The organism is Microbulbifer jejuensis, assembly GCF_047289955.1.
In the GTDB taxonomy this organism is placed as follows: domain Bacteria; phylum Pseudomonadota; class Gammaproteobacteria; order Pseudomonadales; family Cellvibrionaceae; genus Microbulbifer.
In genome coordinates this window covers 1-21,161 of the sequence record NZ_JBLBUB010000004.1, presented here as the reverse complement: position 1 = coordinate 21,161, position 21,161 = coordinate 1, and the positions used below count along the sequence as shown (strand labels likewise).

Sequence of the window (21,161 nt, the reverse complement as noted above, 5' to 3'; positions counted from 1 at the left end):
TTTTAGCTGCAGGAAAAGGCTGCTCCAAAAATTGCTTGCAAGTTGATATAACCTACGGCCTTAGCTGTTGCTTATTCCGATTCCTTCGCTGATTCCGGGTAGGCACCTGTTTTTTCTATCGAAGGTGTTAACCTGTCAATTGTACCAACATCAAGTACCGGAGAAGCATCAATATGTTGCGCGTCCATCATATGCGCTACACGTTGCAACGCTGCGATGATCATTGTTTGTTCCCACTCTTGCAGATCAGAAAATTGTCGGGTGAAATGTTCCTGCAAGGGGATTGGGGCGTTCTTTAGTACTTCCAGAGCATCATCCGTCAGATGGGCGTGAACTTTTCGTTTGTCTTGGGCTGAACGCTCACGGTAAACCAGATTACGTTTTTCCAGTCGATCGAGAATAGTGGTAACTGTTGCCTGGCTCAGGCTGACCTCATTGGCCAGTTTGCCGATCGTGACCTCATTTTTGTCTCTGATCGTCTGTAATAACAAAATCTGCGGGGCAGTCAAACCACAGGTTTTGGCCAGGAATTTTGAGTGCAGGTCGGTAGCTCTGATGACGCGTCGCAGTGCGACCAGTACTTCTTCTATGCGATTCAAATTAGACTCTTTCTTTTGAGGTTGAACAGGGGGAGGATTATATTCCAGAAAGCGCCTTGCGCCGATAGGGGTATTCCTCCAAAGTCAGGGAAATCAGCCAGGCAGCGAAGTCCACCAGTATCAAATTAACAGGCTCTTCTGGTGGTGGATGATTCTCCTGATGAGAATACTCTCCTGTTTGTGTGCCAGGGTGTCAATATCAGAAGCCCGAAAACACTTTATTTCTACAATCCGATCCACCGTCAGCCCAAAGGGCCTCATTTCAGCTTCCAGGGTGATAATCCACCAGTCTTTGCTGGGGATCGTCGATACCAGTAGAATCAGCCGCCGGTCGGAGGCGACCGCCAAAACCTCAATGCGAACTTCAGGGCGGCTTCAAATGCTTCCGTAGAGTCCGGTACAGGGGCCAGAGCCGAGTAATAAATGATCTCTCTCACCAGCCCCCCGGATTGAACAGACTGTTCATCTATTAAGCAAAATAGATCCGGTTTTGCGCTGTTAATTCTGAAGTATTCCAATAACTATCCCAAAAAAACCGGACTTGTTTATCTTGTATGTTTAGTGTACGATACTTACAGGTCTAAATAATATTTCAGAAAAAACTAGAATTTTACCTGGAAAAGTCAATTAGTCTCATTAAAAAATCTTTAAATTCAATACTTAAGTAGCTTATAGTGTATTTTATATATAGAGATCTAAATTAAAGTATTGAATGTAAAAATGCCTGAAACCCTGATAAAAAAGATCGAGTTACGTCGCCCGGTTGCTGAAGATGGCATGTCGGTTTTCAAATTGATTCAACAATGCCCGCCTCTAGATACCAACTCCATTTATTGCAATTTGCTGCAATGTGGCCACTTTGCCGGCACTTCAGTAGCCGCCAGTTCAGGAGGCGAGCTAGTTGGGTTTATCTCCGGCTATATGCCGCCGGAGAGGGTCGATACCCTATTTATCTGGCAGGTTGCTGCGAGTGAGCAGGCACGCGGCCAGGGGCTGGCAACCCGGATGCTCATGCATATTTTAAATCGTCCGCAATGTCGCAAGATTACCTACCTTGAAACCACCATTACCGAAGCCAATGCCGCTTCCTGGGCCCTGTTTACCGGTTTGGCCGGCAGGCTACAGGCAGGCATAGAGTCAGTCGTGGAATTTGACCGGGACCGTCATTTCGCCGGGGAGCATGAAACAGAAATGCTGGTTCGAATAGGTCCAATAGCGGAAGCCGAATTACTAAATTCGGCTTCCGCTTGATATAAATTAGGAAATATCACAATGAAAATTTTTGAGGAAATAGAGTCGGAGGTGCAGAGTTATGCACGTGCTTTCCCGCGCGTGTTTAACCGGGCCAAGGGCGAATTTATCTACGACGAAGAAGGAAATGAGTACCTGGATTTCCTGGCGGGTGCCGGCACACTTAACTATGGTCACAATAATGCGCTTTTCAAGGAAAAACTGCTTGAATACATTGTCAGTGACGGTATTACCCATGGCCTGGATTTGCACACCAAGGCCAAGGGGGAGTTTCTCGAGGCTTTCAACGAAAAAATTTTGAAGCCACGTGGACTGGACTATGTGATGCAATTTACCGGCCCCACAGGTACCAACGCTGTTGAGGCCGCTATCAAGCTGGCGCGCAACGTAACGGGTCGAGAAACTATTATTGCTTTTACCAACGGTTTTCACGGAGTGACACTGGGTGCGCTTGCGGCGACCGGTAACTCCCACCATCGCGGTGCGGCGGGAGTCAGTCTCAACGGTACTGTTCGTATGCCCTACGATGGCTATCTGGGCGAAGAGATTGATACCAGTGCTTATCTGGATAAGGTGCTGTCGGACTCCAGCAGTGGCGTGGACAAGCCGGCAGCTGTGATCATCGAGACGGTTCAAGGCGAGGGCGGTATCAACGTTGCCAGTGTTGAGTGGCTGAAAAACCTTGAGATGGTTTGCAGAAGACATGGCATATTGCTGATCGTGGATGATATCCAGGCGGGCTGTGGTCGCACAGGCGCTTATTTCAGCTTTGAAGAGGCTGGCATCAAGCCGGATATTGTCACACTGTCTAAATCGCTAGGCGGTTATGGACTGCCCTTTGCCGTAGTGCTGTTCAAACCCGAATTGGATCAGTGGAAGCCCGGCGAACATAACGGCACTTTTCGTGGTAATAATTTTGCGTTCGTAACGGCTAAAGCCGCATTGGATCACTATTGGTCGGACGATACCTTTTCCAATGAAATCAAGCGCAAAGGCGAGTATATCTCCCAACGCCTGAGCGCCATTGTGGCGAAGTATGGTGAGGGCCAATTTACCACCCGTGGTCGCGGCATGTTCCAGGGAATAAACTGTGTCAATGGAGAAATCGCCGGGAAAATCACCCGAAGGGCGTTTCAATTGGGACTTATTATTGAAACCAGTGGTGCCGACGATCACGTAGTCAAGTTTCTGTGTCCGCTGATTATCAGTGACGACAATCTGAATAAAGGGATCGATATCGTTGAGCAGGCTATCATGGAAGTGTGTGCTAAAGAAAGCTCCATCCCTGAAGAGATCAATTACTTCGAGCTTGGCCGTCTGGCAAGCTAGCCGCGCAGTAGGCAGCGGGCGAAAAGCCATGCTGCCGTGTATTTGATGGAGGGACACAGGTTGCTCACTACAAGTATGACGTTTAAGGGGCCATCCCGGGAGTTGATTCACTGTCTCAGTGGGTGCGGTGATTTGTGGATTATGTCCCACTCCAATCACTTGTTGCTCAAAAAAGACCTTAAATTGTGCGTCTCGGGCGGAGAAATAGCACGGTCCGTGGATCGTTCAATAGGGCGATTGCAATGAAATTTATCAAAGAGCAGAAAAGCAATTAATGATTGTTAGAGATTTGGCGGAAGCGGAAAAAACAAATCGCAGAATCGTTTCACCTGACGGCAACTGGGAAAGCACCCGCTTGCTGCTCAAGGATGACAATATGGGATTCTCCTTCCACATTACCACCATTTATGAAGGGGCGGACTTCCAGATGCATTACCAAAATCATCTGGAATCCGTGTTCTGCATGTCGGGCGAAGGGGAAGTGGAAACACTGGTTGATGGCAAACGCTATCCCATAAAACCGGGTACCGTCTACATCCTAGACAAGCATGACGAACACGTATTGCGCGCATTTAAACAGATGAAGATGGCATGTGTATTTAATCCGCCCCTGAACGGTAAGGAGGTACACAATACCGACGGTGCTTACGAACTGGAAGCTGAACCAGTGACGGGTTGAGAAAGGGAAACATTAGGGTGAGAACGGCCTATACCTCTACTTCTGATCGCACCGAGGATCGCTATCCGTCCCGCGGAGGTCGCAGTGCCGCTATCCGAGAGCGTCAGGATCCAGTGGTTTACGCGAAAAAGGACGAGGATAGTCCCATAGCGCCTACTCTTGTGCGGCGATATAAAAAGCTGGGCTTTTTGTTGCTGAAAGGTGTATTCAGTGCCGAAGAAGTCACGGCTTTTCAGGCAGAGTCAGATCGTTTAAGGCGTGATCCGGGTATTCAGGCCTCCGGCGAAACGATTACAGAGCTTGGTAGTGGGGATGTGCGTTCGGTGTTCAAGGTACACGCAATCAGTCCTGTATTCTCCAAACTGGCAAGTGACACCCGTATGGCCGGTATGGCGCAATACCTGTTGGGCGACCAAGTCTATATTCACCAATCGCGACTTAACTACAAATCCGGCTTTCGCGGCAAGGAGTTTTACTGGCATTCGGATTTTGAAACCTGGCATGTGGAGGATGGAATGCCGCGGATGCGGGCGCTGAGCATGTCGATCATACTTACAGAAAACACAGACAACAACGGCCCGCTGATGCTGATCCCCAGGTCACACAAGCATTATGTGGTTTGCGAGGGTGAGACCCCTGAAAACCACTTTAAAGCGTCGCTGAAAAAGCAGGAGTACGGCGTACCCAGTGATGACTGTCTCAGCCAGATGGCGAAGGCGGGAGGCATTGTGGTGGCAAAAGGAAAACCGGGCAGCATGATCATATTCGACTGCAATATCCTGCACGGTTCCAATGGCAATATTTCACCCTATCCCCGCTCCAATGTGTTTATTGTCTATAACGCGCTGAGCAATCGGGTGGGGGCTCCCTTTTGTGACAAGCCGCCGCGCCCTGAATATATTTGTAGTAGAGCATGTATTGAGCCCATCACCCCTCTGAAACCAGAGAAACTGAATGAATGACAGAAAAGTTATCTCTGTTAACAATATAATTCACAGACAGATCAAAGAACTGGAATGCATCCCCGGAACGTCGAAGCCGGCAGCCAAACCAAAACAAGCGGATGCTTAATCAGTGAGCCTGGATTTGACCATTTCCCTGGGAGTTGAAGAGCGGTTGGTTCAGATCGCTCGGAATGAACTCAAATAGTCGATACCGAACCGGATATGGCTTGACAGTGAGAATGCCAGTTGCTGTTAGGTCTGTGCTGTGATATTTCCCAGGACCGGCTAGTTGTACGTCGATGCGTCAATTGCGCAGAGGAAGACGACGAGAACGCTTATGACACTACACACCGTAGAAAAGATAGGTGGCACTTCCATGAGTGCGTATGCCGCCGTTCGCGACAATATTATCTTTAAGCTGGCAGGAGGTGAGGCTCTGTATCAGCGGATACTGGTGGTCTCTGCCTACGCTGGTATTACTAATCGCCTGCTGGAGCACAAAAAAAATGGCCAGCCGGGCATTTATGCCCTATTCGCCAGCAGCGTCAATGATAGTAGCTGGCAATCGGCATTGGCAGACTTAAAAGCTGAGATCTTCGCTATCAATGAAAGCCTGTTTGGCGAAGGGTACCTGCTGGAGCAGGCCAACCGATTCATAGGAAAACGACTCGATGACGCCGAGCGATGCCTGAGTGATCTGCAGCGGCTGTGTCAGCACGGACATTTTGCGTTGGGTTCGCATCTGGCAACGGTGCGGGAGATGTTGGCCAGCATCGGTGAGGCACACAGCGCCTGGAATACGACAATGCTGCTAAAGCGCGATGATGTTAATGCTCACTTTGTGGATCTGACTGGCTGGCAGTGCGGGGACCATATCCCGTTGGATCAACGCCTTGAATCTGCTTTTGAGCATCTTGACCTCAAGCATCAGTTGCCCATTGTCACCGGCTATGCACATAGCGAAGATGGTCTGATGTCGACCTTTGATCGCGGTTACAGTGAGATGACCTTTAGCCGTATTGCGGTATTAACCCAAGCCAGGGAAGTGATTATTCACAAGGAGTTCCATTTGAGTAGCGCCGACCCCCGCATGGTCGGCGAGCAAAATGCGGTTCCCATAGGCCGAACCAATTATGATGTTGCTGATCAACTGGCCAACCTGGGGATGGAGGCCATACATCCCAAAGCAGCCAAGGGTTTGCGTCAAAGCAATATCCCCCTGCGCGTGAAAAATACCTTCGAACCGGAACATTCGGGCACCTTGATTTCGGTTGATTACATCAGCGACACCCCGCAGGTCGAGATTATCGCCGGGTGCAAGGGCGTTTATGCGCTGGAGCTGTTTGATCAGGATATGGCGGGCAATATGTCTGGCTATGACGGGGAGATTCTTGGTGTCATTGGTCGGTTTAGGGCGAGTGTCGTTGCCAAAGATATCAATGCCAATACCATTACGCACTATTTGTCGACTAATCTGAAAACAATCAAGCGAATTCGCCGCGTCCTTGAGGAGCGCTTTCCGGAAGCGGATATCAACCTGCAAAAGGTCGCGGTCGTTTCTGCCATTGGCAGCGATATGCAAATTACCGGTATTCTGGCCAAAGCCGTATCCGCGCTTGCCAATCAGGCAATCAGCGTACTGGCTATCCACCAGTCCATGCGTCAAGTCGATATACAATTTATTATTAATGAGGATGATTATCCATTGGCGATAAAGAGTTTACACAGATGTCTGGTGGAAGTGCATGATCACGGCAGAGCAATATCTCTGGCCTCCTAGTACCTTCTGATTTCGCATTTGGAAAGGCCCATGGAAAGAACCATGATGGAACGTGGTGCGAGCAGTAAGATCTCACTACATGGGCCGTTGAAGCAGTTTTGCACCTAGAGTTTGGGGGTTGTCAAGCTACCTGTTGATCCAAAATTTATCGCTTTTGGCGTTGTCTGAAAACTTGCATGTGATAGAACTGGAGTGAAACTGAGGTTTAGCTCTCGTTACTGCACGAAAGCGGTTTGGTTCGAAAGTCACGGCGGCCTTGCCGAACGCTGTGAGCAGGATTTGGCCACGCTTAATAGGTTGATCGGTGTGGATATCTGCTTTCATCGAAAATTACACAGGAATTTGTACCGCTTTTAAAACGTTTTTCCGATCAGAATTATCGAGCAGGTACTCCATCTAAGGATGCAAACATGATCGTTTCCTTTATAGGCTTTTTGTTGGCGTTTACCCTGATTGGATTATCGTCTATGTGGAAAAGCCGCGGTACCCGCCACGATTATTATATTGCCAGCGGTGCGATCAAGCCTTGGCTTGTGGGTTTATCCGCGGTTGCGACCAACAACAGCGGTTATATGTTTATCGGCGTTATCGGTTACACCTATGTTACTGGGTTGGCATCGATTTGACTTATGTTTGGTTGGATCAGCGGCGATTTTCTGGCTTCCACATTTGTTCACGCACGCTTGCGTGCCGCCACATCGAGGTCTGATGAATTCAGTTATGCGGGAGTGCTGAGCAATTGGTACGGTGGCAATAATGGTGCTCTACAGCGCCTGATTGGGATTATTTCGCTTGTTTTTCTGTTGGCTTACGCCAGTGCGCAGCTGGTTGCAGGGAGCAAAGCCCTGCATGTGCTCTTTGACTGGCCCGCTTGGGCGGGCGCAGCGATGGGCACTGTGCTGGTGACCCTCTACTGCTTTGCCGGCGGCATTCGCGCATCAATCTGGACGGATGCGGCGCAATCCATCATCATGATCTTCGCCATGGGGCTATTGTTGGCCGTGGCTGTGGGGGCGTTGGGTGGGATGGATAGTGCCCTTGTTCAGATGCAAATGGTGCCCGGTTTACTCGATTGGTTTCCCCGGGATCTGGCCTTGCCGGGGCTGGCCGGTGGCGTGCTGTTTGCGATCAGCTGGATGTTTGCCGGGCTCTCCGTCATAGGCCAGCCACACATTATGATCCGGTTTATGGCGTTAGACGACAATACGAAAATGCGTCGGGCGCGGATCTGGTATTACCTGTGGTTCTTGGCATTTTATTCCATGGCCACTGGTGTCGGGATGCTTTCGCGCATTTACCTGGCCGATACGGGTAGCTTCGATGCGGAGTTGGCCTTACCCACAATGGCGCTAGAGCTGCTGCCACCAGCACTGGTCGGCTTGATTTTGGCCGGTATATTTGCCGCCACCATGTCCACTGCCGACTCTCTGGTGTTGAGCTGTTCGGCAGCCATTACCCACGATCTGTTCCCCCACAGGATCAAACGCACCGTGCTGGTTAAACTGGTGACTGTAGTGATTACTCTCGGGGCTCTGGGTTTGGCACTTATCAACAGTCAAAGCGTTTTCAGCCTGGTGATTATGGCCTGGTCGGCGTTGGCCAGCGCGTTTGCACCCTTACTCATTGTTCTGTGCCTCGGTTATCAGCCCAGTCAGCGGTTGAGCATACTTGCTGTTGTTTTCGGCCTGGCAGTAGCACTTTTCTGGCGATATCTGGGGTGGCATTCTGCCATTTATGAGGGTCTGCCGGGTATTTGCGCGGGATTGCTGCTACTGATGTCCTTACCTGTTCGACGCTCAATATCTAGCCGTCTGTCGAATGCACGCGTGAATACGAGTTCGGTTCAGCAGTTCAAGGCCGAACCCAGGTTGTTAGAAAGGCCCTAGTATCGGTAAATATTGCGACATATGCCTGCTGCAATAATTCAGGTAGCAAACAATGTACGAGGCCCGAGTGTGCCCGTTTACGAGGCAAGATCCCCAGTACCCTGCCCTGGGTTACTCTGGCAAGCTAGTTTATGATATGATGTATCATTACTTTATACTGTTGAATAAAGCGCCTTTCTGGGTTGAGCGCGAAAGGATTAGAAGAATTGTTGTGAGAGATATTGTAGGAATCTTCGCTTCTGGCCTATGCCTAGTGCACTGTGTGTTGACGCCAGTGTTGCCAGCCCTGGGTGGCCTCGGGTTTTTGGGCAGGTTCTTGGAAGAAGGGTTGCTCCACCTGGCACTGCTGGTGCCGGCATTAATCCTGGCACTGGCCAGTTTCCCCACCTCCTGCCGGCATCATCAGCGTCATGCGATAATGGTTGTCGGGTTTTCCGGGGCGCTGTTGCTGATAGTTGCGCTTTACCTTACGGGTATCTGGGAGATACTGGTCAGTATCGTGGGGGCCGGTCTGTTGATCATGGCCCACTGGATAAACCGGCGCTTGATACTACGAATGGCACCGGCTGACTAGGTGGGAGGCAGTGAAACCGAGGGAGCATATACTTCTCGTTTTGCGCAATACCGAGACGGTATCTGGTAATATCGGTGGTTATATGCACAGCAAGGCGATGACAAAAGTTGCGGCCGAGGCAGAAAAGAGCCACAGTGCGCTGAAGTCGCTGGCAGCGCACCTGGTGGGGTTCGAACATCCACCGCGTAGTTTTGCCCGGAGGCAGCTACAGGAGCAGGTTGTACGTAAAGTGGTCGAACCTGATTCCTTACTGAAATTTGTCGGCACTGGAGCCGGTTGCCAAGCGCCAATGTTGAGGCGCCTCATACTGAAAGGGAGAGTGGATACAACGGCGGCGCATACCGGTTTCCACGCTGGTTATAAATTTGAAGGTTAGAATCCGGCGTAATTCAAAAAGTGTCATCGTGGCGCTGTTTACGAGTTTTCCCGGTATCCATAAGATTGCAGCGCAGTGGCTTTGCCCCAATGGTCTGGGCACCAGCCTGCTCACTGCAAAAGACAATGAACCACAGATGTAATAGGCTATGAAAGCATCCCAAATAAAACGGTCCTTGAGCGTGGCAGAGCAGACTTGCCGTAATTCAGGGGCCAGTCTGACTGAGAAACGCAGGAATATTCTTACCATATTACTGCGGTCAAAAACTCCACTCTCTGCTTATGAGATTGCAGAGCAGTACAAACGGGATTATGACAGTTCAATCCCGGCTATGTCGGTTTATCGAATGCTGGATTTTTTGGCTGAAGAGAACTTGGTCCACAAGCTTAATTCAGAAAACAAATATTTGGCGTGTGCTCATATCACCTGTGATCACAGTCATCAAACCCCGCAATTTTTGATCTGCAATCGCTGTAGCAAAGTGCGGGAAATAGGTATCAGGCCCGAAGTCATCGCCGCATTGCGCGATACGGTTGAGCGTGCCGGGTATCACTTTCAAACGTCACAGCTGGAACTGGAATGTGTCTGCGATGAGTGCGGCCAGAATGCAGCTTAGTGGCAGATAAAGAACCGATACGCGGAGTACCGGCAAATGTGATTACCGACTTTTCTCGGTGTCGGTAAAACAACGGCAATTCGTTATCTTCTCGACAATAAGCCCGCTGATGAGCGCTGAGCCGTGTTAGGGCATGAGTTTGGTGAGGTGGGGGCTGGCGGCGCACTGTTTGAGTCCTGGTGGAAAGGCACGGTATATATTCAAGAGGTACCCGGTGGTTGTATGTGCTGTACGGCCTGCCTATGCAGGTTGCACTAAACCAGTTGCTGGCCAGCGATCAAACAAATCTTTGCTGCCTTTCCCTTTACAATACAGGGCTTTCATGCCGACAATGGCAGTGAAAACATCAATTACACCGTTGCCGAACTGCTCGATAAGTTGCGGGTTGAATTCACCAAATCGCGGTCACGCCAAAGCAACGATAATGCGTCAGTGGAAAATAAAAATGGCTCGGTCGTTCGCAAGCTCTATTGTTATAGCCATATCCCCCAGCAGTATGCCCCGGCTTTAATCACTTCAATAACCTGCATGTTTACTTCAGGCCTATTTCTGGATTGGAAAATACTCCTTTGATTCCCTCTCCTTTGTGGGGAAGGTAGCCATTAGCAGACTGTTGAAATTCGAAGAATTTCTACGCCTGGTACCGAAATATGGATATTTCGGCAAAATCGGCGAAATCTAAGTCGTTGATTTTGGGAGAAGAGTGAAAATCACATTTTTCGCTTTTCGTGTTTTGAAAAAGGCAGGGTGCCTTTTTCAACAACCTGTTAGGGATAGAAAAACGACATAGCGGGCAGCTTTCTCAGTTTGATGAGCTAGAAGTTCGCGGTCTGGTCGAGATAGGGCAAAGAAAATCTTTCATTATCAGCGTCTGAGCTCTGTTAGGAAGTGTCTAGCAAAGCTCAGAAACGCTGAAAGTATTACGCTTCCTTGTAATTCAACAACTGGTAAACAGGCAGTGCCTGATTCATTCCACAGTAACCGATTTGGCCAGATTCCTCGGCTGGTCCACATCGGTCCCCTTCAGTAACGCCACATGGTAGCTGAGCAATTGCAGGGGCACCGTGTAAAGAATTGGCGCCAGGCTCTCGGGGGCATCCGGCACTTCGATCAGGGTAAGCCCTTCCTCACTGGCAAATCCGGCCTTGGGGCTCGCAAAGACAAACAGCTGCCCGCCCCGGGCGCGCACTTCCTGCAGATTGGACTTGAGCTTTTCCAATAACTCATTATTGGGTGCCACAACAATCACCGGCATATCCGCATCCACCAGGGCCAGGGGGCCGTGTTTGAGTTCACCGGCCGGGTAGGCCTCGGCGTGGATATAGGAAATTTCCTTGAGCTTCAATGCCCCCTCCAGAGCGATGGGGAACTCTACCCCGCGTCCTAGGAAGAGCGCATGGTTTTTCTCCGCAAAAGCCTCACTGGTGTGCCGCACAATTTTGTCCAGGCCGGTGAATGCTGCCATCAGCTTCGGTAGCTGGTGCAGGGCACCCACCAGCTCGGCCTCGCGCTCGCTGGAAAGCCCATTGGCCCTGGCCAGCGCGATACAGAACAGTTGCAGGGCCACCAGCTGGGTGGTGAAGGCCTTGGTGGAGGCCACTCCAATTTCCGGGCCGGCCTCAGTCATCAGGGATAATTCTGATTCACGCACCAGGGAACTATTGGGTACGTTGCAAATGGTCATGGAGGCCAGATAGCCGAGTGCCTTGGCCTGGCGCAGGGCTGCCAGGGTATCCGCCGTTTCCCCAGACTGGGAGATGGTGACAAACAGGGTTCCGGGGCGTACTACAGTTTTGCGATAGCGCAGCTCGCTGGCCACTTCCACCGAACAGGGCACCCCGGCCCAATCCTCCAGCCAGTAGCGGGCCACCATACCCGCATGGTAGCTGGTACCACAGGCGACAATCTGCACCTGCTCCACTTGCGGCAGAATCTCCCGGGCGCGGGTCCCCAGCGCCTGGGACAACACCGAGTGTTCACCAATACGCCCTGCCAGGGTCGCCGCCACCACTTGTGGCTGTTCGAAAATTTCCTTCTGCATATAGTGGCGATAATGGCCCTTGTCGGCTACATCATGGCCACCATCCAGTTTGTGCACCGGGCGGCTGACCGCGTCACCCCGCTTGTCGCGCACAGAGATACCGCTGCGACGTACCTCCGCGACATCGCCCTCTTCGAGGAAAAGAAAGCGATCGGTCACCTGGCGCAGAGCCATGGGGTCCGAAGCAATAAAGTTTTCCTCAATGCCGGCACCCAAAACCAGGGGACTGCCGTAGCGGGCACAGGCCAGGACCTCTGGGTCCTCACTGCTGATAACGGCAAGGGCATAAGCGCCCTCCAGCATCTGTGTTGCCTTACCTACGGCGTCCACCAGGCTGAGCCCCTCTTTGCTCAGTGAGTGAATCAAGTGCGCCACCACCTCGGTATCGGTATCTGAGGCAAATTGATACCCCTTCTCCTGTAGCCCGGAGCGCAATGCCTGATGGTTTTCAATAATACCGTTGTGCACCAGGGCGATAGGCCCGGACATATGCGGATGGGCATTTTCATCGGAGGGAACCCCGTGGGTGGCCCAGCGGGTGTGCGCAATGCCCTGATGGCCCTCGGCAGGCTCCTCCTGCAGTTTGGCCTCCAGATCGGCAACCTTACCCAGGCTCTTGCGCAATTGCAGCCGGCCATCACCATTGCGCAGGCAAACACCCGCCGAGTCGTAACCCCGGTATTCTAGGCGCCGCAATCCCTCCAGCAGAATTTCAGTGACATTGCGTTGCGCAAGGGCGCCAACAATTCCACACATGTTGATCTCCTCAAAAAACACTTTCTCATGTTCAGTTCTTTGGCTAAGCCAGACTAGGCTCCGCCGGTCGTCTCTGCACGAATGACCTGCACCCCCAGCACCTCAAGTTGTTGCTGGGCACTGTCATTCAAGCCTGCATCAGTGACCAGGGTATCCACCCGTTCCCAGGGCAGTTCCAGATTCGGAATGCGCCTGCCCACCTTGCTGGACTCCGCCAATACCACCACTTCCCGAGCAACTTCAGCCATCACACGCGACAGTCCAATCTGCTCATTGAATGTGCAGGTGCCACGTTCCAGATCTATTCCATCAGCACCAATAAAGGCGCGGTCAAAGTCGTAATCCCGCAGCACCTGTTCCGCCACCCTGCCCTGGAACGCCTCGAAGTGGGGGTCCCAGGTGCCCCCGGTCATGAGCAAGGTGGGTTCGTTTTCCAATTCACGCAACGCATTGGCCACATGCAGGGAGTTGGTCATCACCACCAGGCCGCGTTTGCATTCCAGCTCGGGAATCATTGCCGCGGTGGTGCGACCGTAATCGATCACTATGCGGTGGTGGTCGGGAATGAGTGCCGCTGCTGCGCGGCCAATGGCGCGTTTAACCTCAGAGGGCGCCCCCTCTACCACCAGTTCCCGAGGCAGCGGGATTGCACCGCCACGGCGGCGCAATAGCAGTCCGTGGTTTTCCATCGCGGTCAGATCCTTTCGGATCGTAACCTCGGAGGTTTCGAAATGTCGTGCCAGCAGTTCAACACTGGCCTCTCCCATCTCGTTGAGAAGGTTCAAAATGCCGTGGCGACGCTGCTGTGTATTACGCTTGGACATGCTTGGATAAATTTCGTTTCGAAACTTAAAGATAGCAAAACGAAAGATATGTTCCCAGCTTAATTTTCTTCAAGGCCAGGTTTCAGGGTGAGTAAGCGATATTGCGACTGATCCGTGGGGCTGAAAGCGTGGTTCAGCCGGATAGCGCCTGCAACATAGCCTGGAGAAAACGCGCCAGCTCACCCCCGGTCACGGCGCGGTGATCGGCACTGATAGAAAGAGGGAGCAGTGGGCGCATGGCGGGCCAGCGGTCTACCACCACCACGCCCTGGCAGACCCGCCCGGCCCCGACAATTGCAACGGTCGGTGGCAATACCAGCGGGGTCGCGTAGCGCCCGGCGATAGCGCCGAAATTGGACAACAGTATGGAGCCTCCCTGTAAATCGCTCTGGGCGATGCCGGTTTCCCTGGCCTGGTGCTTGAAGTCTGCCACCTGTTGCAACAGCGCGTCATCCGAGCGCGCGGCGACATCCCTGAGCACAGGGACAAACAGCCCTCTTGGTGAATCCACCGCCAAACCGATATTGATAGTCTCTTGGGGGATCAGCTGATCGTCCCGGTAGAGGGCATTGAGGTTCGGCTCGGCGATACAGGCCGCCTGCAGGGCCCGAATCAGGCGCAACAGGGCAGGGGCGCTCCCCCACCAGTTGGAGATATCCGCGTCATCACACAAGGTTATCTGTGCCACCTGATCCCGTGCGCGGCTCATAGACAATCCCATGGCGCGCCGCGCCGGGGACATGGCTGTCGCTGACTCGCCGGCAGTCGCCGCGGCTGGTTTCACGGCGGTTTCTGCGGGTGCCTGGGGCTGGGAGCCGGCGGCATCACACACCTGTGCCGCAGTCACCCTTGCACCATCTTTGGAAAGCCGCTGTAAATCCACTCCCAGACGCCGGGCCAGGGTGCGCACCGAGGGCGTGGCAAGCCGCCGGGGACCCTGCGCCTGTTGTGGCTCGGCTTCGAGTACCGCCTCACCCCGTTCCAGGCTGCCCACCACGGTTCCGCTGTCCCCGCGGGCACCCTCCCCTGCGGCGGCTTGCACAGGCTCTGGCACCGCTTCACTGTCGCCGGGGCCCGGCTGCGCTTCCGCTTCCCCTTCGTCGGTGCCGGTAAACCCCACCAGTGGATCGCCGACATTGACGGTTTCATCCACTTCAGCAAACAGTTTTTCCACCCTGCCGCCCCAGGGCGCGGGCACCTCTACCAGTGCCTTGGCGGTCTCTACTGTCACCAGACTCTCGTGTGCGGCAATGCTGCTTCCCTCGCTTACGTGCCATTCCCGCACCACGGCATCGGGCAGTCCTTCGCCCAAATCGGGCAGGGTGAATATCTTCATAATCCCCTTCCTTTGGCGTAGTCTCGCACTTCCTTCACAGCCGTCATAATACGCGTCACACCCGGCAGATACTTGTCCTCCAACTGGTAGTAGGGCATCACTGTGTCGTAGCCGGTGACCCGCTGTACCGGTGCCTTCAGCAAATCGAAAGCATACTCATTGACCTGCGCAACCACTTCGGCGCCCAGACCGCAAAAACGCGCCGCTTCGTGTACCACAACGCAGCAGTGCGTCTTTTCCAGAGAGTCGATAACGGTGTGTATATCCAGGGGTTTGAGGGTAGCCGGGTCTATTACCTCAGCCTGGATACCTTCTGCTGCCAGCTGCTCCGCTGCCTCCAGGGTTTCCTTGAGGGCTGCGCCCCAGGCAATCAGGGTGATATCTCCCCCCTCGCGCAGCACGAAAGCGCGATCCAGCGGCAGTGCCTGGCCGGAGTCGGGCACCTCCTGACGCACCGCCCGGTAAATGCGTTTGGGTTCCAGAAAAATCACTGGGTCCGGGTCCCGGATCGCCGCCAGCAGCAGTCCATAGGCACGGGCGGGGGAGGAGGGCACCACCAAGCGCAGGCCGGGAATATGGGCAAACAGGGCTTCGGTGCTTTCCGAGTGGTGCTCCGGTGCGTGAATACCGCCACCGTAGGGCGCGCGGTAAACGATAGGGCAGGACAGCCGCCCGCGGGTGCGGTTGCGAAAGCGGCTCGCGTGGCTGAGGATATGGTCCAGTGCGGGGTAGATAAATCCCATAAACTGGAACTCCGCCACCGGGCGCAGCCCCTGCGCAGCCATACCCACAGCAATCCCGGCAATCATGGTCTCCGCCAGCGGTGTGTCTATCACACGGGCGCCGCCAAACCTCTCCTGCAAGCCTTCAGTAGCGCGAAACACGCCACCATTAATCCCGACATCCTCGCCGTAGACAATCACCCTCGGATCGGCCTGCATCTCGTGGGCAAGGGCCTGGGTCACCGCCTGTACCAAGGTAATCTCCGCCATGATCAGCCACCCCCCTGCAGTTGCTGGTACTGCTCCAGGAAGGCCTCGGGCAGGGCCGCATAAAGATGGTCGAACATCGCCGTTGCGGCATCTTTCGGGGTTTCCTTATAGTTGCGTACCCCCTTCTCCAGTGTCTGGGTCAGCTCCCGTTGCAGCTCCTCCTCCTGGTTATCTCCCCAGAGGCCCGCACTGTCCAAATAGGTTCGCAGACGTACCAGCGGCTCCCGCGACCAGGCGTCGCGCAAAGTCTCTTTGGACTGGTAGCGGCTGGCATCGTCGGCGGTGGTGTGATCGCAGAGCCGGTAGCTGACCGCCTCAATCAACGAAGGGCCGCCACCATTGCGTGCCAGCCCGACCGCTTCTGCCACCGCCTGGCGCACCGCGATCACATCGTTGCCATCCACCTGCAAGCCGGGAATGCCCGCGGCAATGGCTTTTTGTGCGAGTGTTTTACAGGCGGTCTGCTCGGAGCGGGGCAGGGATATGGCCCACTGGTTGTTGTTAATAACGACCACCAGCGGCAGTTTCCACTCTCCAGCCAGGTTGATCGCTTCGTAGAAATCCCCCCGGGAGGTGGCCCCGTCACCACCACTGGCAACGGCTACGCGCGCGGGTTCGTTCAGGTGTGCATTTTTATATTTGAGGGCAAAGGCAACGCCCGCGCCATGCAGGATCTGTGTTGCGATGGGGACGCTTAGGGGGAGGTCCTCGCGGGCATGGCGAAAGTTCTGGCCGCGTTCATCCCCGCCCCATATGGCGTATATCTCCTCAATAGCAACACCCCGCTCCAGAAGGGCGCCCGTTTCCCGGTAATTGGGACAATAGACATCCTCCCCGCCCATGGCGGCGCCCACGCCCACACCTATCGCTTCCTGCCCGAGACTCGAGGGATAGGTGCCCAGTTGCCCGGTACGCTGCATTTTCACTGCGCGACCATCCACCATCCGGGTCAGGGTCATTTGCCGGTAGTGGGCAACCAGGGCATCCGGTGTTGCGAAATCCGGCAGTGTCTGGGTTGTCTGCCCCCGCTCATCCAGATACTGCAGCGAGGCGATGTCGAAACTGGCAAGTGGCTGCATTCTGGGCTTGTGCATCGGGCTATTCCTTTTTGTTCCCGAAACGCAAGTTTAACGGACAAAAGGGAGAACTGAACCCGCGCGAAGAGAGAATACCCGCCGGAATTTAATACGCCACCGGAAAATTTTTGGAGAAAGCTATCACTGCCGGTGCTTTTGGGCCGGGTGCTGCCAACCGATGATATTGCGTTGTCTGCCCCGCACCACGGCCAACTCATCCGCGCTCGCTGTGTTGGTGATCGTAGAACCCGTGCCCACAGTGGCGCCTCTGCCCACTTCCACCGGCGCCAACATTCACTGTCACCCTCACGATGGCATCGCCCACATAGGCGGGGTGATTGATCCTGCTGCCAGCACCGAGTTGCGCCTTTTTTGTCTCGACTGCTCTCTGTGCAACTCCTACAGTGGGTGTTAAAGGTACGAAGGTCAACGCCACCAACGAAAAAAGCCGCGAGCCTGCTCTGCCCTCACTGCCGTGGAGTCATTCGAGTGACCGGTTTTCATCCTCACAAAACCCACAGCCCGGATAAAAGCGGCTAGCACACGGAAGCCACCACCACGAGGATTAATGGGCCTTAAGCAAAGGAGCCAACTCACTATATGACAACAATTTTCTTATTGCCCATCCGGCGAGGCTATTGCTCACCCGTAAAAAGACCCGAGAATAACGTCAACCTTTCAGGGCTTAATTCCCCTTCGATTTATTTACATAAGTAGAGCTAGCCGAGCTCGTTCAACAACCAGATATGTTGTGGCAAGCGCAACATATCCTTATTGGTTATAGGGTCTAAGGGATCTGGACATATTTTACCCATATATTTGCACTTGCTCCCAGCATAAAACCCAGCCCAACGCACGCAAATATAGACTCAGGAGATAAACTCAGGGCTACTGCGAGAATATAGCCAGCCACACCACCCGACATAGCCTGAAGCAGCGTCGGATATTTGAATGTTTTACGATTGAGCTCCGGCGCTGCTACAACGCCCACAAATAGACCGAACGAGGCCGCCCAGATTAAGCGCTCCCAATCCCTGAAATAAAAAATTAGAGATATCGCAGAGAAAATTCCCACAAAGAACAGAGCCGAGAAAATTGTAAGTTTTGCCGCTTGCACTGAGCTAGTCTCTATAACGCCGCTAACAAAGACAAAGTGACAGCGCGGTCCAGCCCGCATTTTTTAGCGGGCTATTTTGCTTGGCTTTGTTATATGATTTATTGTTTTGGTCTGAGTGTTTCAATAATCTTCGCATCCACCCAATAAGGGCTTCCTACCACATATCTACTTCCATCTTCTCTAACCTTTACATCTCCCTTCCAAAAAAATAAATATTTTCCATCAGGTGTTACTTTCGGGCGCTGCTCATAGAGTGCTGTGTTTATCGTATTCCCCATGTTAATTGCTTCCCCCCATGAACCATCTTTCTTTCGAAAACTAATATAGATATCAGGCGTATTTTCACCTTCTTTCTCGGCATCCCACATTAAATAGGACTCATCCGGAGCAATGAAAGGATGGGCAATATATTTCCCTCTGCTAATCGCTTTGCTCATTTTTTGAGGTTTTTCATATTTGCCATCTATAAGGCGTGAATAACTCATATGCCCACTGCCATCCTCAAGATCTAAAACATAAAAATAATATGTTCCTTTAGATGAGGCCGAGAAACCTACGATGGGAATGTCTTTGAAAGGTTCAAGGCTTTTCATTTCTGATACGCTAGGGCTGAATTTCTCCTTATATTTATTGATATCGGTTGGCGAAATAGTTTTCCTACTCCACTTTTTATTTTTGTATTGCATAACAAACAATGTAGGTTATTTATATTTTCCTCCAGACCTGGTGAAAGAGAGCTCCTTCATATCCGGCAAAAACAATACTTCACTTTCAAGATGCTCCTCTGTAGAAACAATACCAGGAGCAAACAATACAGGCATTATGCCTGGTGGTTTTTGCCCTAAATAGCGACCTTCTAAAACTGGAAATTTATCTTGACTATAACTATTGCCACTCATGGCTATAATAGAAAGTAGTAGAACAATTGAAATACAAATACGATTCATAATTTATCCTTAATTTGAAATCAAAACATTATTTAACTTCAATATTGAAGTCGTTTTCATTGATAAAGTTCCTAAACTTGATTGAACAAGTACTCACCTTAGCAAAGAAAACTTAAAACACCTGACGTCTTTATGACTTTTATATGATTTTATTCTGGCGCAACACTTCGGACAGTTTTCAGTAGGTTGCATCAGCTTTATACGTAAATCGGAGAGCAAGTTGGTACTTCTGCTCCACTTATTATCCACCCAACACTTCGCAGTTTTCAGGAAGAAATGGGTAGGCACCACGGGCAGAAGCTGAGAAAATAAGATTTTCAAATCCAATTGGCGCAACACTGGCCCATGAAAGACTTAGTAAAAGCTATTTTTGCCAGGGTGTCTAACATTAAACAGCTACAAAAGAAGTTTATGCTCACGCTGCTCGTCGTGCTGACAGTTTTTCAAGGCAAAGCGATATTCCAGAATATGGAGCGATACAGTTGCGCGAGCGAAAAGCGGTTTCGTCGCTGGTTTTGCCGAAAGTTCGATTTTTCAATTTCAATACTGAATTATTTGTGCAAGCGTTTCCAGGTAATCCTGAATCTGTAGGCGCCATAGATGCCAGCTTTATCAGTAAATCGGGGCGTAAAACAGAGGGCCTTGGCTGGTACTGCAATGGCTGCGCCGGTACATCACAGCGAGGCATTGAAGTCTCCATGATCAGCATCACCAACCTAAAATCAAATACCGCTTATGCATTGGACGCTCAGCAGACAATCGATGAGGAGGACCGATCAAGAGTTGATATATGCCGAACATACAGCCAGGGTCGCCTCAACACCTCTTGGTCTTGGCATTAAACGGTAGTGTTCAGAATTCTGTGTCATTTCTTTATCATTAGCAAAAAAGAGATGACCCATGACCAAACCTACTTTCAATATGGATGCTGCTGTCAAGGCGCTGCGTGAGGGCAAAGACCTCAGCGGCAAAGATGGCATCCTGACGCCTCTGATCAAGCAGCTTACCGAAGCAGCTATGAGCGCGGAGCTGGAGGAGCACCTCGCCGGCGAGGATAAACCCAACCGCAAAAATGGCCATACATCCAAGACCATGAAAAGCCCGACGGGCAGCTTCGAGCTGCAGACACCACGGGACCGCGCCGGCACCTTCGAGCCACAGATCGTCAAGAAGCATCAAACCCAGCTTACCGACGAGTTGGAACGCAAGATCATCGCCCTGTTCGCCCTGGGCAACAGCTATCAGGACATCCGCACACACATTGCCGAAATCTACGGTATGGAACTCTCCAACGGTACCATCAACACCGTTACAGACAAGCTGCTGCCTGAACTTCAGGCGTGGCGTGAGCGCGATCTGGAGGCGGTTTATCCTATCGTCTGGCTTGATGCTATCCACTACAAAATCAAGGAAAATGGCCGTTATACCAGCAAGGCCATTTACACCATTCTTGGCCTGAACATCGAAGGCAAGAAAGAGTTGTTGGGCCTCTACCTGTCTGACCAGGAGGGCGCGCACCACTGGCTGAGCGTTCTGACCGATCTCTACAATCGTGGAATCAAAGACATCCTGATTGCCTGTATAGACGGCCTGCAGGGCTTTCCTGAGGCCATGAGAGCATCTACCCCAAGACCGAGATTCAGCACTGCATCATCCACCAGATTCGCAACTCGATGAAGTACGTGGCCTTGAAGAACCAGAAGGCCTTTATGGCCGACCTCAAGTGCGTCTACAAAGCGGCAACACTCAATGCTGCCGAGAACGCGCTGGACGAGTTAGAGGCCAAGTGGGGAGACAAATATCCGGTGGTGATCAAGTCCTGGCGAGCCAAGTGGCCCACCCTGTCGACGTACTTCAAGTATCCGGAATACGTGCGTACGCCGATTTACACCACCAACGCCGTTGAGGCTGTACACCGCCAGTTCCGCAAGCTGACTAAAACCAAGGGCGGCTTTGCCAATGAGAACAGCTTACTCAAGCTGCTTTACGCCGGTATACTGAAAGCCTCCGAGCGCTGGACGCACCCGATCCAGAACTG

At 52.3% G+C, this 21,161-nt stretch carries 20 protein-coding genes and 3 pseudogenes; 13 read left to right on the top strand and 10 right to left on the bottom strand.

The window, feature by feature from the left end; genetic code table 11:
* Positions 1–71: 71 nt before the first annotated feature.
* Entirely contained in the window at positions 72–599 is a 528-nt protein-coding gene (locus tag ACL7TT_RS03485) for a MarR family winged helix-turn-helix transcriptional regulator (protein WP_299945496.1), read from the bottom strand.
* A gap of 720 nt (positions 600–1,319) precedes the next feature.
* Between ACL7TT_RS03485 and ectA the strand changes: the two genes are divergently transcribed.
* From ectA to ACL7TT_RS03430, 11 genes and pseudogenes are all read left to right on the top strand, one after another.
* Positions 1,320–1,850, top strand: coding sequence for a diaminobutyrate acetyltransferase (gene ectA, locus ACL7TT_RS03480; protein ID WP_299945499.1), 531 nt, complete (start codon positions 1,320–1,322; stop codon positions 1,848–1,850).
* 21 nt (positions 1,851–1,871) lie between these two features.
* On the top strand, positions 1,872–3,179 hold the full coding sequence (gene ectB / locus ACL7TT_RS03475; RefSeq protein WP_413393199.1) for a diaminobutyrate--2-oxoglutarate transaminase: 1,308 nt from the start codon (positions 1,872–1,874) through the stop codon (positions 3,177–3,179).
* Positions 3,180–3,453: 274 nt separating this feature from the next.
* Positions 3,454–3,858 (top strand): ectoine synthase, encoded by a 405-nt coding sequence (locus tag ACL7TT_RS03470; protein WP_299945505.1) that lies wholly within the window; start codon positions 3,454–3,456, stop codon positions 3,856–3,858.
* 17 nt (positions 3,859–3,875) lie between these two features.
* Positions 3,876–4,820 carry an ectoine hydroxylase gene (gene thpD / locus ACL7TT_RS03465; RefSeq protein WP_413393197.1) on the top strand — a complete coding sequence of 315 codons (945 nt, stop codon included), beginning with the start codon at positions 3,876–3,878 and terminating at the stop codon, positions 4,818–4,820.
* 319 nt (positions 4,821–5,139) lie between these two features.
* A complete protein-coding gene (locus ACL7TT_RS03460) occupies positions 5,140–6,582 on the top strand; it encodes an aspartate kinase (protein ID WP_413393195.1) in 1,443 nt (480 codons plus the stop codon).
* Between the two features lie 410 nt (positions 6,583–6,992).
* Positions 6,993–8,468 (top strand): annotated as a pseudogene (locus tag ACL7TT_RS03455) (sodium/proline symporter).
* A 211-nt stretch (positions 8,469–8,679) separates the two neighbouring features.
* Positions 8,680–9,042, top strand: coding sequence for a MerC domain-containing protein (locus tag ACL7TT_RS03450; protein WP_299945516.1), 363 nt, complete (start codon positions 8,680–8,682; stop codon positions 9,040–9,042).
* A 10-nt stretch (positions 9,043–9,052) separates the two neighbouring features.
* The gene (locus tag ACL7TT_RS03445; RefSeq protein ID WP_299945519.1) at positions 9,053–9,418 is read left to right on the top strand and encodes a ZrgA family zinc uptake protein; all 366 of its coding nucleotides are present in this window, start codon (positions 9,053–9,055) and stop codon (positions 9,416–9,418) included.
* Positions 9,408–9,560, top strand: coding sequence for a hypothetical protein (locus tag ACL7TT_RS03440; protein WP_413393193.1), 153 nt, complete (start codon positions 9,408–9,410; stop codon positions 9,558–9,560). The genes ACL7TT_RS03445 and ACL7TT_RS03440 overlap by 11 nt, the downstream gene beginning before the upstream one ends.
* A 6-nt stretch (positions 9,561–9,566) precedes the next feature.
* On the top strand, positions 9,567–10,034 hold the full coding sequence (locus ACL7TT_RS03435) for a Fur family transcriptional regulator (RefSeq protein WP_299945523.1): 468 nt from the start codon (positions 9,567–9,569) through the stop codon (positions 10,032–10,034).
* Positions 10,013–10,303, top strand: a pseudogene (locus tag ACL7TT_RS03430) (GTP-binding protein); the annotation flags it as partial. The gene ACL7TT_RS03435 and the pseudogene ACL7TT_RS03430, both read left to right, overlap by 22 nt.
* Positions 10,304–11,001: 698 nt before the next feature.
* Here the strand turns inward: ACL7TT_RS03430 and glmS are convergent.
* The 9 genes from glmS to ACL7TT_RS03385 all read right to left on the bottom strand — a co-directional run bounded on the left by glmS (position 11,002) and on the right by ACL7TT_RS03385 (position 19,123).
* The gene (glmS, locus tag ACL7TT_RS03425; protein ID WP_413393191.1) at positions 11,002–12,831 is read right to left on the bottom strand and encodes a glutamine--fructose-6-phosphate transaminase (isomerizing); all 1,830 of its coding nucleotides are present in this window, start codon (positions 12,829–12,831) and stop codon (positions 11,002–11,004) included.
* A 53-nt stretch (positions 12,832–12,884) separates the two neighbouring features.
* A complete protein-coding gene (locus tag ACL7TT_RS03420) occupies positions 12,885–13,655 on the bottom strand; it encodes a DeoR/GlpR family DNA-binding transcription regulator (RefSeq protein WP_413393189.1) in 771 nt (256 codons plus the stop codon).
* Between the two features lie 133 nt (positions 13,656–13,788).
* Entirely contained in the window at positions 13,789–14,991 is a 1,203-nt protein-coding gene (locus tag ACL7TT_RS03415; protein ID WP_413393188.1) for a dihydrolipoamide acetyltransferase family protein, read from the bottom strand.
* Positions 14,988–15,983 carry an alpha-ketoacid dehydrogenase subunit beta gene (locus ACL7TT_RS03410; protein ID WP_413393186.1) on the bottom strand — a complete coding sequence of 332 codons (996 nt, stop codon included), beginning with the start codon at positions 15,981–15,983 and terminating at the stop codon, positions 14,988–14,990. Before ACL7TT_RS03410 ends, ACL7TT_RS03415 begins: the two co-directional genes overlap by 4 nt.
* A 2-nt stretch (positions 15,984–15,985) precedes the next feature.
* On the bottom strand, positions 15,986–17,077 hold the full coding sequence (pdhA, locus tag ACL7TT_RS03405) for a pyruvate dehydrogenase (acetyl-transferring) E1 component subunit alpha (RefSeq protein WP_299945534.1): 1,092 nt from the start codon (positions 17,075–17,077) through the stop codon (positions 15,986–15,988).
* 123 nt (positions 17,078–17,200) lie between these two features.
* Positions 17,201–17,353 (bottom strand): hypothetical protein, encoded by a 153-nt coding sequence (locus tag ACL7TT_RS03400; RefSeq protein ID WP_413393184.1) that lies wholly within the window; start codon positions 17,351–17,353, stop codon positions 17,201–17,203.
* Positions 17,354–17,846: 493 nt separating this feature from the next.
* Positions 17,847–18,176 (bottom strand): hypothetical protein, encoded by a 330-nt coding sequence (locus tag ACL7TT_RS03395; protein ID WP_413393182.1) that lies wholly within the window; start codon positions 18,174–18,176, stop codon positions 17,847–17,849.
* A gap of 98 nt (positions 18,177–18,274) precedes the next feature.
* Positions 18,275–18,862 carry a TolB-like translocation protein gene (locus tag ACL7TT_RS03390; protein ID WP_413393180.1) on the bottom strand — a complete coding sequence of 196 codons (588 nt, stop codon included), beginning with the start codon at positions 18,860–18,862 and terminating at the stop codon, positions 18,275–18,277.
* 15 nt (positions 18,863–18,877) lie between these two features.
* A complete protein-coding gene (locus tag ACL7TT_RS03385) occupies positions 18,878–19,123 on the bottom strand; it encodes a hypothetical protein (protein ID WP_413393178.1) in 246 nt (81 codons plus the stop codon).
* Positions 19,124–19,605: 482 nt separating this feature from the next.
* Between ACL7TT_RS03385 and ACL7TT_RS03380 the strand changes: the two genes are divergently transcribed.
* A complete protein-coding gene (locus ACL7TT_RS03380; RefSeq protein WP_413393177.1) occupies positions 19,606–19,965 on the top strand; it encodes a hypothetical protein in 360 nt (119 codons plus the stop codon).
* Between the two features lie 58 nt (positions 19,966–20,023).
* Positions 20,024–21,161, top strand: a pseudogene (locus ACL7TT_RS03375) (IS256 family transposase); the annotation flags it as partial.